The sequence below is a fragment of the Oceanobacillus sp. FSL K6-2867 genome, assembly GCF_037963145.1.
In the GTDB taxonomy this organism is placed as follows: domain Bacteria; phylum Bacillota; class Bacilli; order Bacillales; family Amphibacillaceae; genus Oceanobacillus.
Genome location: NZ_CP150144.1, coordinates 4,186,635 through 4,202,668, shown reverse-complemented (window position 1 = coordinate 4,202,668; position 16,034 = coordinate 4,186,635). Strand labels below are relative to the sequence as shown.

Genomic DNA, 16,034 nt, shown 5'->3' with positions numbered 1-16,034 from the left:
ATCCAAAACTATTTTATCATTAATTGGTTGAATTGGAAAGAATAGCTGTCTTCTCACTCATAGGACAAATCATTTTTAACGACATCCTCATATGTTTCCCGTTTTACGACCAATTTATCAACACCATTTTCAACAAATACAACTGCCGCATTCGGGAATCGGTTGTAATGACTTGCCATAGAATAACTGTAAGCTCCAGTAGAAAACACGGCCAGAATATCACCAGGTTCTACATTTGGTACTGGTAAATCCCAAATTAACATATCGCCCGATTCACAGGCTTTACCAGCGATGGAAACCTTTTTAGTTGTTTTTTCATTCGGCTTATTGGCGATAACGGCTTCATATTTTGCTTGATATAATGCAGGCCTGATATTATCTGTCATTCCTCCATCTACGGAAACATATTCACGTACCCCGGGAATATGTTTCGCTGCTCCAAGGGTGTAAAGTGTAATCCCTGCATTACCAACAATAGATCTGCCTGGTTCTATCCAAATTTCTGGTGTTGGAATATTTAGACTTTCTGAATGCTTCTGAACAGCTTGTACCATTACTTTAACATATTCATGGTGGCCTAATGGTTGATCATCTTTGGTATAGCGAATCCCATAGCCGCCTCCTAGATTAAGTACTTCTGGTATATAATTATATTCCACATTCCATTTATTCAGTTCATTAAATAGGATATCTACGGCCACTTGAAACCCTTCAGTTTCAAAGATTTGTGAGCCAATGTGACAATGGAGCCCTTTCAGTTGAATTGATTTGTGGTTGTATAGTTGTTTAAAAGCTAGTTCTGCTTGACCGTTTTGAAGGTTAAATCCAAATTTTGAGTCCTCATTGCCTGTCATGATATACTCGTGTGTTTTAAGTTCTACCCCTGGTGTTACCCGCATAAGCACATCCATTGTTTTATTTTGGTAATTTAGTTGTTCCTCCAGGAGCTTAATATCGTGGAAGTTATCAATAACTATGCAACCGATGTTATGTTCAATTGCCATTGCTATTTCTTCGGCGCTTTTATTGTTTCCATGCATATGGATTCTTTCTGTTGGAAATCCCGCTTGTAAAGCTGTATATAGTTCTCCCTCAGAAATAACATCTAAACATAAATCTTCTTGCTTGGCTACTTGCAGCATAGCAATAGAAGAAAAGGCTTTACTGGCATATGCAACTTTTGCCTGTACATTTAATTCCTTAAATGTATTTACAAAGCTTCTTGCATTTTCGCGAATCATGGACACATCGTAAACATAAAGTGGTGTACCATATTTTTCAGCAAGTGTAATCGTATCTACTCCACCAATTTCAAGATGCCCGTTTTCATTTGTTTGAAACGGATGATGATTAATTATCATAATATGTAGTCCTCCACTTTTAATGTAAGAAATAATAGGAATACTTTATCATATTGAAACATAAAAGCGCAAGTAACAAAAAGAACTAAACATAATGTTAGTTCTTTTTGTGAGATCGTCTGTAATTATTCTTTGGATGAACAATACTTGGTCGGGTGTACATATCTGGGACAGGTTTTCTTAAGAGAATATGACTCATTGCTTTTGCGTTAAATGGCAATAATGGCCATAGGTATGGTGTTCGCAGCGATTTAATATTTGCCAGAAATAATATATGTGCTAAAACTCCAATCACAAATCCTGGCATGCCGAAACAGCCAACAAGTATAACGAGAAGCAGATTCATTATTTTATTCGCAACACTTAGCTCATAGCTTGGAGTAACATATGCACCAATTGCACTGACAGAAACGTAAAGAATGACTTCTGGACTGAATAAACCAACGTCAATAGCGATTTGACCGATTAATACTGCAGCAATTAATCCCATAGCAGTTGATAATGGCGTCGGTGTATGAATTGCTGCCATTCGGAGAAATTCTATCCCAATGTATGCAAGTACAATTTGTATAGTTACTGGTATGTTTCCCTGTTCATTTGGACCAATAAAGGATAGTTCCTTTGGCAGCAGGCTTGGATCAAGTGCAAATAACAGCCAAACTGGCAATAAATACATGGAAGCAAACACAGCTAAAAATCGAATAAATCGGATAAACGTGCCAATTGAAGGTGCTTGCCTATACTCTTCTGCATGCTGCAAGTGATGAAAAAAAGTAGTAGGAAGGATGATTGCACTCGGGGACGTATCAACGAAGATAATTACATGTCCCTCCAGTAAATGACTTGCAGCTACGTCAGGTCTTTCTGTATATCGGACAAGTGGAAATACATTCCAATTTTGTCCAATAATAAATTCCTCGATTGTTTTTTCCGCCATTGTTATACCATCAATATCAATCGCATCTATCTTTTCTCTCACCAAAGCAATCAAATCATCATCTGCAATGTCTTGTAAGTAAGTAATGCAAACATCTGTCTTCGAGCGCTCTCCAACTTTTAGCATTTTATTGCGAAGACGTTCGTCACGCAGTCTTCTTCTTGTAAGCGCAGTATTTTCAATAATGTTTTCAGTAAATCCATCCCTTGATCCTCGAATGACCTTCTCCGTATCAGGTTCTTCTGGACTTCTTCCAGGATAATTTCTGACATCAACAACAAATGCAAATTGTTCTCCATCAATAAAGATGGTAATTAAACCTGAAAGAATCTGATCTGCAGCTTCATCCATCGTTTTTACAGGGTTAACCTGTTGATGTACAATTCGGTTTTCAATAATTTCAGGGAGCTTTTTGTAATTTGTTTCCACATCATTAATATCGACCAGCTGTTCCATCATTTCCTGTATAACAGATGTATCACATAAGCCGGTAACGTAATAAATTTGGATTTTTCGTTTCAGGATAATTAACTCTCGATACCCTACATCGAAGGATTGGCCCATTCCCAGCCGATCTTCCATGTAGGCTTTATTCTCTTCAATTTTTGGTGATATTTTTTTCATAGAAGTTTTATTTTTCAACTAATTCACCTCTTATTTAACAAAATAGGTCCATTGGAATAATGATCCGAATATTTTTCCAAATACAATTGCCATCAAAAGTATTAATAAATAATGATCCAATCGGACTCTGCGTGATAGAATTGGAAAAACATTCAATACCTCTGTTAATGCTGCGGCAAGCATTCCATTGAAAATCCCGTGAAAAAGCCCCCAAAGCAGTAATACTAAAACTGGCTGATTCAAACTTAAATCTGCAAATGAAAAATAGGTCCCTGCCATAAGCCCTAAAATGACACTCGCACTATATACCTTTATTAGCTTATCTGTTTTACTTAACTGAATTAACCTAGGAATAATCCCAAGCACGGTTATAAATGCCACAAAGCCAGCCCCAACAGCAAGACCTCCACTAAAGCCAATGAGTATTTGCAGAAGGTTAACGAAAAGGTTCAGTATCATTTAGTTTGTTTTCATGATGATTTAAGTAATTATTAAGGTCTTGCTGGTAATTATATATTTCGACTTCAAGCGGGCTAGGCTCTTCATTAAACCTGCGATTAAACCAATGATTGAAAAATAATAATGTCCCAATCCCTAAACCAAAAGAGTATGGGATTTGTATCCATAATGGATATTCATTTTCTTCACCAGTCAGAAGAAAATGGAGGTGCTGCTGAACTTCCTGCATACTGACATCATAGTGGAAGTTCATAATTGTCATCGCTGTACCGATGAAAAGCAGCAGCCATACAAAGGATGCAATCCATATGTTTAAGGGCTTTTTTCGTGGATTTATTCGTACAATTGTCTGTTCCGGTCCAGAAACTTGGATTTCTAATCCTTCATATTCATTTATTAAATGATCAATGATTAAAAAGCTATCGATGATAACAATGTTCTTATCCTTTTTAGTAAGCCGATATATCGGTGTATTTTCCAGTTTGTACTTCTGGATATTTGCAGCGGATATAAAAGCGATATCCTTAAGCAGAAGCTGCTTAAGCGTGTTTAATTCAACTGTTTTTTTCATTCTAAGATAAATAACCTCTGCCAATGGAATAACTTCCTTTCCATTTAAGCTATTGCTGTTTCGCTTAGTATTTCTCAGTTGTGAGAAATTTATCATACAAATGTGCGAAAACCTTTTTCAATTTGACTTTTTCACTTAAGTTTTATGATTTACTTGCGAATTAATTTCGCGTTTGAAAGAAACTCCGAACCAGTGTCAATTATGGATTAAGCGTATACCGCTCCGGAAACACACTCTGCTAATTTTGCTTTGCTACCTTCCACAGTAGTAACATAAACAAAGTTTTCATTCTAACCAGTTCGGGTGAGCGTAGGTCGGTGCCTCCTTGAAAATAGGATGTAGATGCTGACGAAGCATTCCTTGTCCTGTGGGAACAGCACGGGTCTGAAGACTCGCAGGAAGTGGTTTTCTTCCGGAAAGGCTGAAGCCGTGCCCATGGAAAGCATCCGCCCGAAGCGATTCCGAACGGCGGGACGTACTCATACCTTAGCAGTTAGTTCGAATTCTATATTAAAACTGCACAAAAAAACATCACAATTGTGATGTTTTAATAAGGCGCTGATTAGGATGAATCCATATTTTTTTTCATATCTTCAAGTATCTTTTTTTCCAGCCTGGATACTTGAACTTGTGAAATTCCGAGTCGTTCTGCTACTTCCGTTTGTGTCTGGTCCTTATAATAACGTAAGTAAACAATTAACCGTTCCCGTTCACTTAAGTTCTGAATTGCTTCTTGTAAGGTAAGCTTATCAAACCATTTGGTGTCCTGGTCAGCTATTTGATCCAATAGTGTAATCGGGTCACCATCATTTTCAAAAACAGTTTCGTGTATGGAATGTGGTGATTTTGCAGCTTCCTGTGCATGAACAACTTCTTCCGCTGAAATCTCAAGTGCCTCAGCAATTTCCTTCACTGTCGGAGATCTTCCTAATTGCTTCGTTAATTCGTCCTTCTTTCGACGAATCTTATTTCCTGTCTCCTTCAGTGAACGACTTACCTTTACACTTCCATCATCTCTAATAAACCGCTGAATTTCACCGATAATCATTGGAACTGCGTATGTGGAAAAGCGTACATCATATGATAAATCAAATTTATCAATCGCCTTGATTAGACCAATACTGCCAATCTGAAACAAATCATCCGGATCATAGCCTCTATTAATAAATCGCTGGACAACCGACCAAACAAGGCGAATATTTCTTTCTACAAGAAGATCACGGGCTTCTTTATCACCTTGCTGACTCTTTAAAATATATTCTTTCACTTTCTCATCTGACAGCTGTTCCTTTTGGCGGGTGTTTTTAACATTTACATTCATGGCAGCACCCTCAGTTATAGACTGTTTTGGTCTTTGATAGCTGCTTTGTCATATATACTGCAGTTCCCCCATTAGGGTTTGAAATGACCTCAACAGAATCCATAAAGTTTTCCATGATTGTAAAACCCATCCCCGATCTTTCCATTTCTGGTTTGGATGTATATAACGGTTCTAATGCCTCTGTAACATTCGGAATTCCGATCCCATGATCTTTAATCGTTAATTCAATTTCCTCATCATTTAATTTACAGCTAATATAAACTTTATGATGCGCTTCTCCATTATAACCATGAATAATCGCATTTGTTACTGCTTCCGAAACGACAGTTTTAATCTCTGTCAGTTCATCCATAGTCGGATCAAGCTGAGCTATAAAAGCTGCGACAGTCACTCTAGCAAAAGCTTCATTTTCACTGACACTCGAGAATTCCAGATTCATTTCATTTTTCATGAAGCCACCCCCAGTGTTGCTAATGCAAATTCTTCATTCTCCTCAAGTCTGACAATTTTAAACAGGCCTGACATTTCAAATAGTCGTTTCACTGGTGGGGAAATCGAACATACAACCATCTCTCCACCTAATTGAATAACCTCTTTATATCGTCCAAGGACAACCCCAAGCCCAGAACTATCCATAAACGTTACTTCTTCCAGGTTTAGTATGATATGTTTAACTGGATTTTCATATAACATATCTTTCCATTTATCACGTAACAATTCTGCTTCATGATGATCCAATTCACCTGATAGTCTCACAATTAAGACGTCACCCTTCACATCAAATATTGATTGAAGCCCCATACCTATTCCTCCTTATAAGAACTGTATTGATTCTATTTCTTTATTGGGAGGTCTAATTCCTGCTACCTGACAAAAGAAGTGTCCATTCATGTAAATTAGATGAAATTAGCGAGCTTTCACCATTTCCTGCACCGTTCGCTTTAATAAATTAAAATACGATGTTCTCTCAATATCTTCTTCAACAGTTAAAGGGATTTCATATAAAACCTTTTCATTGTCCTTTACGTATAATTTACCTACTTCATCCCCTCTTTTCACTGGTAAATTCCATGTTTCCTGCAGTTCCACCTCTGTATGGATATCCTTTTCCGCTTCACCTTTCTTGTGCAGTGTACTGATTGATTGTTTTGTTACAATATCAACATTCTTTTGTTTAGACTTCAATAGACGTACATCGGTAATCTTTTCATCTTTTTCAAAAAGCTTATTTGTCTCAAATTGATTGAATGCATAATCAAGGAGACCCGAGACCATTGTGTTTCTTTCCTTTGGAGATTCAGCACCCATTACAACAGCAATAACACGCATTTCATCTCTTTCAGCGGTTGCGGTTAAACAATATTTCGCTTCACTTGTATAGCCAGTTTTTAACCCATCCACATCTGGATAAAAACGAACAAGCTTATTTGTATTTACTAGCCAAAATTCATTATCTTGACCTTTTCTTAAATAGTCTTCATAAACAGACGTATAATCTGTTATGGATTCATACTTTAAAAGTTCATTTGCAATAACTGCCATATCATAGGATGTGCTGTAATGATTTTCTGCGGGCAAGCCTGTGGTATTCTGGAAATTTGTATTTTCAAGTTTTAATTCCTTTGCACGTTCATTCATTTTTTTCACAAATGCCTCTTCGCTTCCAGCGATCCGCTCAGCTAAAGCAACACTAGCATCATTACCAGAAGCAATTGCTACCCCTTTTAATAAATCATCAACAGACATTTCTTCTCCTGCCTCTAAAAAGATTTGAGATCCCCCCATGGAAGCAGCACGTTCACTCACGCGAATCATTTCATCTTTTTTTAAGTTTTCTTCATCTAACGCTTCCATAATGAGCAGCAGTGTCATTATTTTAGTCATACTTGCTGGCGGTAACTTTTCATGCGCATTTTTATCGAAAAGTATTTCGCCGGTATCCTGTTCCAGTAAAATAGCTGATTTTGCATTTGGAGCAAGGCCTGGTCCATTATTATCCTTCTCCGAGTTTCCTTCTTCTGCAAATGCAGAAACAGGCATAACAAACGCAATTACCATCATAATTGTAATGAGTCTCAAAACCTTATTCATCATCTTTTACCTCCAGCAATCAATATAAAAGCGTGTTCAAAAAGAAAAAATGAAATTGGCAGTTTTATTTATCTTCCAATTTAGCAACAACGAAAGGTCGTTTTTTCTAGACTTTTTGAACATCCTCTATAATATAAGGATTGCCGAATACCGTTTTTTTCATACGCCCAAAATAATAAAAAAGAAAAAGCACATAAACGTGTGCTTTTTCTAGTTTTTTATTCTGTTATTGTTTGATAGATTAACTTCGGTGTCTCAATGTGCTCCGTGGTTATCGTTATATTTTCATATAGCTTTTCCATGACTTGCTCTACATTTTCCTGATTGGAGTGAATTGTCAGTAAGGATTCCCCTTCTGTAACAGGATCTCCTATTTTCTTATGGAGCACAATACCAACACTTAAATCAATCTGAGATTCTTTTGTAGCTCTCCCGGCTCCAAGCATCATTGCAGCAGTACCTATTTCATCAGCAACAATTGCTGCTACCTTTCCGGCACTTTTAGCGGGTAAATCGATTTTGAATTTCGCTTGCGGAAGTAACTCCGGATTATCTGCCACTTCTGCGTTTCCGCCCTGTGATTCTAAAAATTGCTTGAATTTCTCAAACGCTTTTCCATTTGCTAAAGCTTCCTGCAATAACTGGCGCGCTTCATCAATGTTTTTTGCCTTTTCTGCGAGCACGACCATTTGACTTCCTAATGTGAGACATAACTCCGTCAGGTCTTCAGGACCTTTTCCTTGAAGTGTTTCAATTGCTTCTTTTACTTCAAGTGCATTCCCGATTGCGTATCCTAACGGCTGACTCATATCGGAAATAACAGCCATTGTATTTCTCGATACCTTATTACCAATAGAAACCATTGCATGCGCCAGCTCTTTTGCATCATTAAGATCTTTCATAAATGCTCCAGCGCCAGTTTTAACATCTAATACTATGCCATCAGCACCAGAAGCAATTTTTTTACTCATAATTGAACTGGCGATTAATGGAATTGAATTTACAGTTGCTGTAACGTCTCTCAGACTATATAATTTTTTGTCAGCTGGGGTTAAATTCCCTGACTGACCAATAACTGCAACTTTATTTTTATTGACAAGGTCGATAAATGCCTCATTTGTTATTTCAACATGAAATCCTGGGATGGCCTCTAGTTTATCAATTGTTCCCCCAGTATGACCAAGACCTCTTCCGCTCATCTTAGCTAAAGGTACACCAAGTGAAGCAACTAAGGGTGCAAGTATTAAAGTTGTTGTGTCACCAACTCCGCCAGTAGAATGCTTATCTACTTTTATTCCTTCAATCGCAGATAAATCAATTTGGTCACCGGACTCTACCATTGCCATCGTTAAGCTTGCACGTTCCTCTTCTGTCATATCCTGAAAATAAATTGCCATTAATAAGGCGCTAACTTGATAATCAGGAATTTTATCGTTTGTATACCCATCAATAAAAAATACTATCTCTTCTTTAGTTAATTCCTTGCCATTTCGTTTTTTTTCAATGATGTCATACATTCTCATTTATAATCACCTTTTTTATTATTTTGGTTCATACACTAAGCTGGTAATGAACTTACGATTTTTTTAACGAATTGCAGGAAGTTTGTTTTCACTTTTTCCGTAGTCTGAATTACTTCATCATGTGTTAATGGCTGATCCAGAATACCTGCAGCCATGTTTGAAATACAAGAAATACCAAGAACTCGGATACCTGCATGTCTGCTTACCATAACCTCTGGTACAGTAGACATTCCTACAGCATCTCCACCGATTGTTCTCAGCATTCTCACCTCTGCAGGTGTTTCGTATGCCGGCCCAGTATTTCCAACATACACTCCTTTTTGCACTGAGATACCTAGTGAAGCTGCACAGCTTTCTGCATGCTTTATAAATTCACGATCATAGCTCTGCGACATATCAGGAAAACGAACACCTAATTCCCCATCATTTTTTCCAATTAGTGGATTATCTCCCATGTTATTAATATGGTCAGTAATTAACATGAGGTCGCCAGGATTAAATTCCTCATTTATTCCCCCAGCAGCATTTGTTACGATAATGGAATCGATCCCTAAATCTTTCATTACGCGAACCGGAAAAGTTACTTGGTTCATGGAATAGCCTTCATAATAATGAAAGCGACCTTGCATTGCGATTACTTGTTTGCCTTCTAATATTCCTACCACAAGTTGTCCTTTATGTCCGGATACAGTTGATTCCGGAAAATGCGGGATGTCTTTATAGGCTATAACTGTAGGGTTTTCAATCTCTTCGCCAAGAACTCCTAAACCAGATCCAAGAATTAAGCCAATTTCTGGTGTATCCTCCAATTTACTTTTTATAAAGTTGCTCGCTTCTTTAATGGCTACATGATTCATTTTATTAGTTCCCCTCTATTTAATTTCATTTAAAAAGCTTTTTCCATGATTCGGCATGGGTATATTAAAATTATCAGCAATTGTTGCACCGATATCTGCAAAGGTTTCTTTAATTGGTAATTCTTTTCCTTCTGCAATTGCTTTGTGATGCACAAGCAATGGTACATATTCTCTCGTATGGTCTGTACCATGATGTGTAGGATCATTCCCATGGTCTGCAGTTATAATTAATAGATCATCCTCCTGCAATTTTTCCAAAACCTCAGGCAATCTTGCATCAAATGCTTCCAATGCTTGTCCATAACCTTCTGGATCTCTTCTGTGACCATATTTCGCATCAAAATCAACTAAATTCAGGAAGCTAATTCCTGTAAAGTCTTGATCTATCGATGAAATTAACTTTGTCATTCCATCATCATTATCCACTGTTCGAACTGCTTCAGTTACACCTTCTCCATCATAGATGTCTGAAATTTTTCCTAATGCAATGACATCCAATTGATTATCCTTCAGTTCATTCATTACTGTTCTGCCAAATGGCTTCAATGCATAGTCATGTCGGTTTGATGTCCGCTCAAAGGCACCAGGTTTACCAATAAATGGGCGTGCAATAACTCGACCAACCATATATTTTTCATCTAGTGTTAACTCGCGTGCGATTTCACAAATTCGGTATTGTTCTTCGATTGGAACGACTTCCTCATGTGCAGCGATTTGCAGTACAGAATCTGCAGAAGTATAAACAATCAATGCACCTGTTTTCATATGTTCTTCTCCAAGCTCATCCAATATTGCAGTACCTGAAGCCGGCTTATTTCCAATAATTTTCCTTCCTGATTTTTTCTCCAGCTCATTTAATAACTCATCTGGAAAACCGTCAGGGAACGTACGAAATGGCTTGCTAATTTGCAGACCCATAATTTCCCAATGTCCAGTCATCGTATCTTTTCCATTAGAAGCTTCCTGCATTTTTGTATAATGTGCTTTTGGATTATCAGTTTTTCCAATTCCTTTTATTTCCTTGATATTACTTAAACCTAATTGGCCCATATGAGGCATTTTCAATCCATCCATATGTTCTGCAATATGCCCTAGTGTATCAGCGCCAACATCATTGAATTTTGCTGCATCTGGCGCCTCTCCAATTCCTACAGAATCCAAAACAATTAAAAATACACGTTTAAATTGATTCATTTCTATCAAACCTCCTGTTACTATATTCCCGCATCTCTATAAATGTATGTTTTATTTAATGATGTAGGATGTCAGACCACCGTTTGTAAGTAGATATCATGCTCTTGGATGGTATGCCTTATACATATCTTTCAATCGTGCTTTTGTGACATGGGTATAAATTTGAGTTGTTGAAATATCAGCATGTCCAAGCATTTCCTGAACCGCACGTAAGTCTGCACCATTTTCTAATAAATGAGTTGCAAAGGAATGTCTTAGGGTATGCGGTGTTAAAGTTTTATTGATACCTACATCTCTGGCTAATCCTTTTAAAATTTTCCAAAAGCCTTGCCGCGATAATGGTCTTCCATGTTGATTAACAAACAATGCGGATGCAGATTCAGATTTATTTTTTACAAGTTTTCCTCTTCCAAGGTCTAAATATTGTTCCAAAGCATTTCTAGCTGCATCTCCTAAAGGAACAATTCTTTCCTTTGATCCTTTTCCAAAGCATTGAACAAATCCCATTGTTAAATGTAAATCGCCAACCTTCAATGAAATTAGTTCTGATACACGAAGCCCTGTTGCATAAAGCAATTCAAGCATTGCTTTATTACGAATTGCAAGCGGAGAATTTGTTTGAATATCAAGTAATTTTTCTACATCTGCTTGAGAAAGTATGTCTGGAAGCTTTCTTTCTTTTTTCGGTGTTTCAATATGTAAACTAGGGTCATGTGTCACAACTTGTTCGCGAATTAAAAATTGATGAAAACTGCGAATCGATGAGACATGTCTGGTAATAGTAGCTGTCGACTTGCCACTGTCTTTAAGCTTGTACAGAAAACCTGTAATGTCATTCCGGGAAACTTGATCCCAAGATTGTTTCTTAGCAGCCTTTTCGATATGTTCCATATAATGCTTTAGATCACGTCCATAAGAACCAAGTGTATTATCTGATAAGCCACGCTCGATACGCAGAAAGTGTATAAAATCCTCTAATGGATATTTCAGCATACATTCTACTCCCCCTGTTGAAAAAATAATTGAAAACGTTCCAATAACTTTGTTTGTGAATAAGACACCTTAACAGCTGGTCCCTCGGGTGGATCATAACGATGAATTTCCTCGTACTCGCGATGCATAATTTGCAAGCCAACATAAAATAAAACGGTGCACATCATAAAAATCAGAAACACTTTTATCGTATCACGTATCAATCTGTTCACCTAGCATTACTCCCCAAAATAGTTGTTTTATTTAAAGATATGCTAGGTTAGAATCACAATATACTATTCAAATGTAACCTTTTTCAAGCAATTTGTAAATTATAACAAAACAAACTTGAGCTAATTTCAAAGGCTAAATAAGAGATATGTTACTTAATAAATCAAGAGTTGAAAGAAATTCCGAACTAATGATTATTTGCTTAATCGGAGCAATAGTTGCCGTCCGGGATCGCTCCGGGCGGATGCGCACCTTAGGGAACGTCCTCAGCCACTCCGGAAGAAAACCATTTCCTATGAGGCTTCATACACGTACTATTCCCACAGGACAAGGAATGCTTCGTCAGCATTTATATCCTATTTTCGAAGAGTCACCAGCCCTACGCTCACCCGGACTGGTTAGAATAAAATCTTGTTTCTATTTTTAACCGTGTCATTTATAGTGAACCAATACTAGCGCAGGAAATATACGTAGACTCCTGCGGTAGGAAGGGCATCGGTGAGACTACGCAGTGCGGTAGCACAAGGAAGCTCACCAGACACCCTAAGGTGCGCGAAGTATATTTCCGGAGCGAGTATACGCACAAACTTCATACGTTAGTTAGAAGTTTATATTTATTACAATAAGCTGAATCATTTTTCTCAAGCTTAAGTTACTATTGCAATAATAAAAACCTTTCTCCGTTTGGAAAAAGGTTTCTACTTATGTTGCCTTGACTGCTGCTTTCTGACATTGTTTGCATATTCCATGAAAGGTTAACCGATGATCCTTTACTTGAAATCCCCAGTCGTTTAATACAATTTTTTCAACATCTTCTAATAAATCATTTTCAATTTCTTCAACAGATCCACATTCAATACATACAAGATGATGATGCGAGTGTTTCGCGCCCTCTTTTCGTAAGTCGTAACGTGACACACCATCTCCAAAATTAATTTTATCAACAATTTTCAATTCAGAGAGTAGCTCCAATGTCCGGTAAACTGTTGCCAGACCAATTTCAGGAGACTTTTCCTTTACTAGCAGATATACATCTTCCGCACTCAGATGGTCTTCTTCCCGCTCCAATAAGACACGAACCGTTGCCTCTCTTTGTGGAGTCAGCTTGTAGCTCTGTGCATGCAGCTGCTTTTTTATTTGTTCTATTCGATGTTCCACGGCAGTTCGCCTCCTCATTTCCCATCTTTATTATATGCACCTTTGAATTCTATGTCAAAGTATATTCTCACCTTTTAATAATAATAATTATAATATAATATTTATTATTGGTAAAGCGATTTAATTAACTCTTGCATTGCTTGGTTGGATACATATGCTTCAACTAAGGCTGCAGCGAGTGAAACCACAAGCAGCATTACAAAAATCATACTATACCTTGCTAACGGCTGCAGCAATAATTGATGATTCTTACGAGAGAATAACCTATTTAACAATGTTAATGAGAATATCATCGAAATGGAACCGGCTATAATATAAATTGGTATTACTAAAATGTTCTGTGGTGCAATTGATAAGGAAGCTAATAATAGACCTTGTAATCCTAGCTGGTTAACAATAAAGCCTACTGAGAATCCAATTACCAAGCCTTTAACAAAAATGAGCACCCAAACAATTGGCAGTCCTATTACAGATAAGCCTAGTATACATATAAGTAATAGATATTTAGCCTGGTACGTAAAACTTTGCCACAATATATCAGTTTTACTAATGGATGCACCTTCAGTTATTTGTCCGAAAAAACGTTCCAGGTAAAAAAACAAGTCCTGCTTTTGTATGAAACCCATACTGTTGACAATTACTGCTCCAAAAATAATTCCAGTTAAAAATAAAATAATCATAAAAAGATAGATAGTCGCATGGTTTTTTATATGTTCCCAGACAATAAAGCTGTTTTTATACATCGTAATCCTCCTACTAGACTTAGTCTTTAAATAGCTGTTCAAGTTGATGAAAATGACTGAGGATTTGATCTGCCATTTTCACCGGACTTTTGAACAACTTCTATAGTTAAAAACTATGAGGATTCCGAGATAAAAATACCAACTATCCTAGATTTAAAAAGAATTAGGAGGGGCCTATACTTCCGTACTTTCCTCCCCCACCTGCTTTTATAGGCAATTTACCTTCACGCATTTGTATAATAGAATTCGCTAGCTTCTCTGGAATAACTTCTATTAAATTTTTATAAGCTGCGTGATGGATAACTTCCATTTCAGTCCCAAACATATCTAAAAGCTTCTGGAACGTTTTGGGTCCAAGCGTTGGCAAGTATTCTAGCGGAACTTGATACAAATAATCAGGCCGTTCAGTTGTTTGCTTTTCCGTGTCTTTTAGCTCTTCTATACGGTCAGAAACACCTTTAATTATTTTTGTTGAGCCACAATTTGGACATTCCTTAATTTCCGTTGAAAGTTGCTCAAAACAGTTGCTGCAAACTGTTGTATGATATTTCCCCAATAATGGGTTCATCCCAAAGTTACGTTTAATTTGTCTGCCTTCCACCCGATGCAACGCCCAATTCAATTCCTTAAAAGTTGGCTCTTCCATTACTACTTCCTGATATTCCCTAGCAATTTTCGGAAGTGAATGAGCATCTGAATTCGTTAAAAATGTGTATCGATGAAGCTCGGATAATTGGTCTGCCATTTGAGTATCGGAGCTTAGACCTAATTCAATTCCATCAATTAAATCAGGATCCAGCACTTCTTCCAAAGAGCGGCGTACACCTTTTCCATACAAACTTTTAAATGGTGTAAATACATGAGCAGGGATAAACAATCCACCCAACTCTTTCACTTTATATTGAAGCTCCTTCGCTGTTCCATAATACCGCTGGGAGCTTAAAGTTATGTTTTTCATTCGGGTTGACAGCCACTTAGAAAAATCCTCCATACTGGACAGCGTCGGTAAAAATACAAGCACATGAATAGGGCCAAGACAATTTTCATCGTAAACTTCAATTTCTGAACCTAGAATAAGAGTTACCTGTTCAAAGCGAATACCGCCTTCTGATAATTCGCTAGCATCTCCCTTTTCAATTAATGCTTTTATTTCCTCCTGTACTGAAGGAGCATGACAATCAATTACCCCGATCATATCAATTCCTTTATTTCTACTCGACTCCATTAAAATATTCGTTAAAGTTAAGCTTTTTGCGCCTGTTATTTTTACAGGCTTTCCGTATTTGTCACGACCGATATGAATGTGCATATCAGCAAAGTAAACATTCAATCCTATAGCCTCCCTAAGGCGTGTAAATAAAGTATCGCATAATTTGTTTTTGCATCGTGGATGCGTTCTTCTATTACATACTCTTTCGCTTCATCCAGAGTTAATTCAAGTACCTCAACAAACTCATCATCATCACCATTTGGCGGATTATCCATTTTCACTAACTGATCTGTAACATAGATATGAACTATCTCGTCAGCAAATCCAGGTGATGTATAGAATGAAGTTACAAATGAAAGGTCATTTGTAGTATACCCAGTCTCTTCCTCTAATTCACGCACTGCGGCAGCAAGCGGATTTTCATTTGAATCCAGTTTGCCAGCAGGAATTTCAATTAGCGATTTCTCAAGTGGTTTTCGATATTGTTCAACAAAAATGATTTTATTATCCTTTGTGATTGGAATAACTGCTACCGCACCTGGATGTCTGACTAGTTCTCTTTTAGCCGTTTTACCGTTCGGTAATGTTACATCATCCACTTGCAAATTAATTATCTTGCCATTAAATATTTTTTCACTTTTTATTGTTTTTTCTTCAAATTTCTTCATCATTTATCACCCTTATCAACATTCTCTCCTTATTGTAGCATACGATGTTTCAATAACCGGTATAAAAAGTTTGTTTTCTATCCTTTCTCTCCTTACAATTAAAATTAAATACCT

17 protein-coding genes are annotated in these 16,034 nt (G+C 37.2%); all 17 read right to left on the bottom strand.

The window, feature by feature from the left end; translation table 11 throughout:
• Positions 1–53 precede the first annotated feature (53 nt).
• The 17 genes from lysA to NSQ77_RS20310 all read right to left on the bottom strand — a co-directional run bounded on the left by lysA (position 54) and on the right by NSQ77_RS20310 (position 15,920).
• On the bottom strand, positions 54–1,361 hold the full coding sequence (lysA, locus tag NSQ77_RS20390; protein ID WP_339227921.1) for a diaminopimelate decarboxylase: 1,308 nt from the start codon (positions 1,359–1,361) through the stop codon (positions 54–56).
• Between the two features lie 97 nt (positions 1,362–1,458).
• Positions 1,459–2,922 carry a spore germination protein gene (locus tag NSQ77_RS20385; RefSeq protein WP_339231112.1) on the bottom strand — a complete coding sequence of 488 codons (1,464 nt, stop codon included), beginning with the start codon at positions 2,920–2,922 and terminating at the stop codon, positions 1,459–1,461.
• A 30-nt stretch (positions 2,923–2,952) separates the two neighbouring features.
• Positions 2,953–3,381 carry a stage V sporulation protein AB gene (locus tag NSQ77_RS20380; protein WP_339227920.1) on the bottom strand — a complete coding sequence of 143 codons (429 nt, stop codon included), beginning with the start codon at positions 3,379–3,381 and terminating at the stop codon, positions 2,953–2,955.
• Positions 3,359–3,976, bottom strand: a complete 618-nt coding sequence (locus NSQ77_RS20375; protein ID WP_339227919.1) for a stage V sporulation protein AA — start codon at positions 3,974–3,976, stop codon at positions 3,359–3,361. Before NSQ77_RS20375 ends, NSQ77_RS20380 begins: the two co-directional genes overlap by 23 nt.
• A gap of 538 nt (positions 3,977–4,514) precedes the next feature.
• Positions 4,515–5,273, bottom strand: coding sequence for an RNA polymerase sporulation sigma factor SigF (gene sigF, locus NSQ77_RS20370; RefSeq protein ID WP_339227918.1), 759 nt, complete (start codon positions 5,271–5,273; stop codon positions 4,515–4,517).
• Positions 5,274–5,283: 10 nt separating this feature from the next.
• A complete protein-coding gene (gene spoIIAB / locus NSQ77_RS20365) occupies positions 5,284–5,724 on the bottom strand; it encodes an anti-sigma F factor (protein WP_339227917.1) in 441 nt (146 codons plus the stop codon).
• A complete protein-coding gene (gene spoIIAA / locus NSQ77_RS20360; RefSeq protein ID WP_339227916.1) occupies positions 5,721–6,074 on the bottom strand; it encodes an anti-sigma F factor antagonist in 354 nt (117 codons plus the stop codon). The genes spoIIAB and spoIIAA overlap by 4 nt, the downstream gene beginning before the upstream one ends.
• A 105-nt stretch (positions 6,075–6,179) precedes the next feature.
• The gene (locus NSQ77_RS20355; protein WP_339227915.1) at positions 6,180–7,364 is read right to left on the bottom strand and encodes a D-alanyl-D-alanine carboxypeptidase family protein; all 1,185 of its coding nucleotides are present in this window, start codon (positions 7,362–7,364) and stop codon (positions 6,180–6,182) included.
• Between the two features lie 218 nt (positions 7,365–7,582).
• Positions 7,583–8,887 (bottom strand): pyrimidine-nucleoside phosphorylase, encoded by a 1,305-nt coding sequence (locus tag NSQ77_RS20350; RefSeq protein WP_339227914.1) that lies wholly within the window; start codon positions 8,885–8,887, stop codon positions 7,583–7,585.
• A 35-nt stretch (positions 8,888–8,922) separates the two neighbouring features.
• On the bottom strand, positions 8,923–9,744 hold the full coding sequence (locus tag NSQ77_RS20345; RefSeq protein ID WP_339227913.1) for a purine-nucleoside phosphorylase: 822 nt from the start codon (positions 9,742–9,744) through the stop codon (positions 8,923–8,925).
• A 15-nt stretch (positions 9,745–9,759) separates the two neighbouring features.
• Positions 9,760–10,938, bottom strand: coding sequence for a phosphopentomutase (deoB, locus tag NSQ77_RS20340; protein WP_339227912.1), 1,179 nt, complete (start codon positions 10,936–10,938; stop codon positions 9,760–9,762).
• A 96-nt stretch (positions 10,939–11,034) separates the two neighbouring features.
• Complete coding sequence (gene xerD / locus NSQ77_RS20335; protein WP_339227911.1) at positions 11,035–11,931, bottom strand: site-specific tyrosine recombinase XerD; 897 nt, start codon at positions 11,929–11,931, stop codon at positions 11,035–11,037.
• Between the two features lie 5 nt (positions 11,932–11,936).
• Positions 11,937–12,143: a YqzK family protein gene (locus NSQ77_RS20330; protein WP_339227910.1), complete on the bottom strand. Its 207-nt coding sequence runs from the start codon at positions 12,141–12,143 to the stop codon at positions 11,937–11,939.
• A gap of 700 nt (positions 12,144–12,843) precedes the next feature.
• Positions 12,844–13,299, bottom strand: coding sequence for a Fur family transcriptional regulator (locus NSQ77_RS20325; protein WP_339227909.1), 456 nt, complete (start codon positions 13,297–13,299; stop codon positions 12,844–12,846).
• Positions 13,300–13,403: 104 nt separating this feature from the next.
• Entirely contained in the window at positions 13,404–14,042 is a 639-nt protein-coding gene (gene spoIIM / locus NSQ77_RS20320; RefSeq protein ID WP_339227908.1) for a stage II sporulation protein M, read from the bottom strand.
• 163 nt (positions 14,043–14,205) lie between these two features.
• Complete coding sequence (locus tag NSQ77_RS20315) at positions 14,206–15,372, bottom strand: endonuclease Q family protein (RefSeq protein WP_339227907.1); 1,167 nt, start codon at positions 15,370–15,372, stop codon at positions 14,206–14,208.
• Between the two features lie 2 nt (positions 15,373–15,374).
• A complete protein-coding gene (locus NSQ77_RS20310; protein ID WP_339227906.1) occupies positions 15,375–15,920 on the bottom strand; it encodes an NUDIX hydrolase in 546 nt (181 codons plus the stop codon).
• Positions 15,921–16,034: the final 114 nt, after the last annotated feature.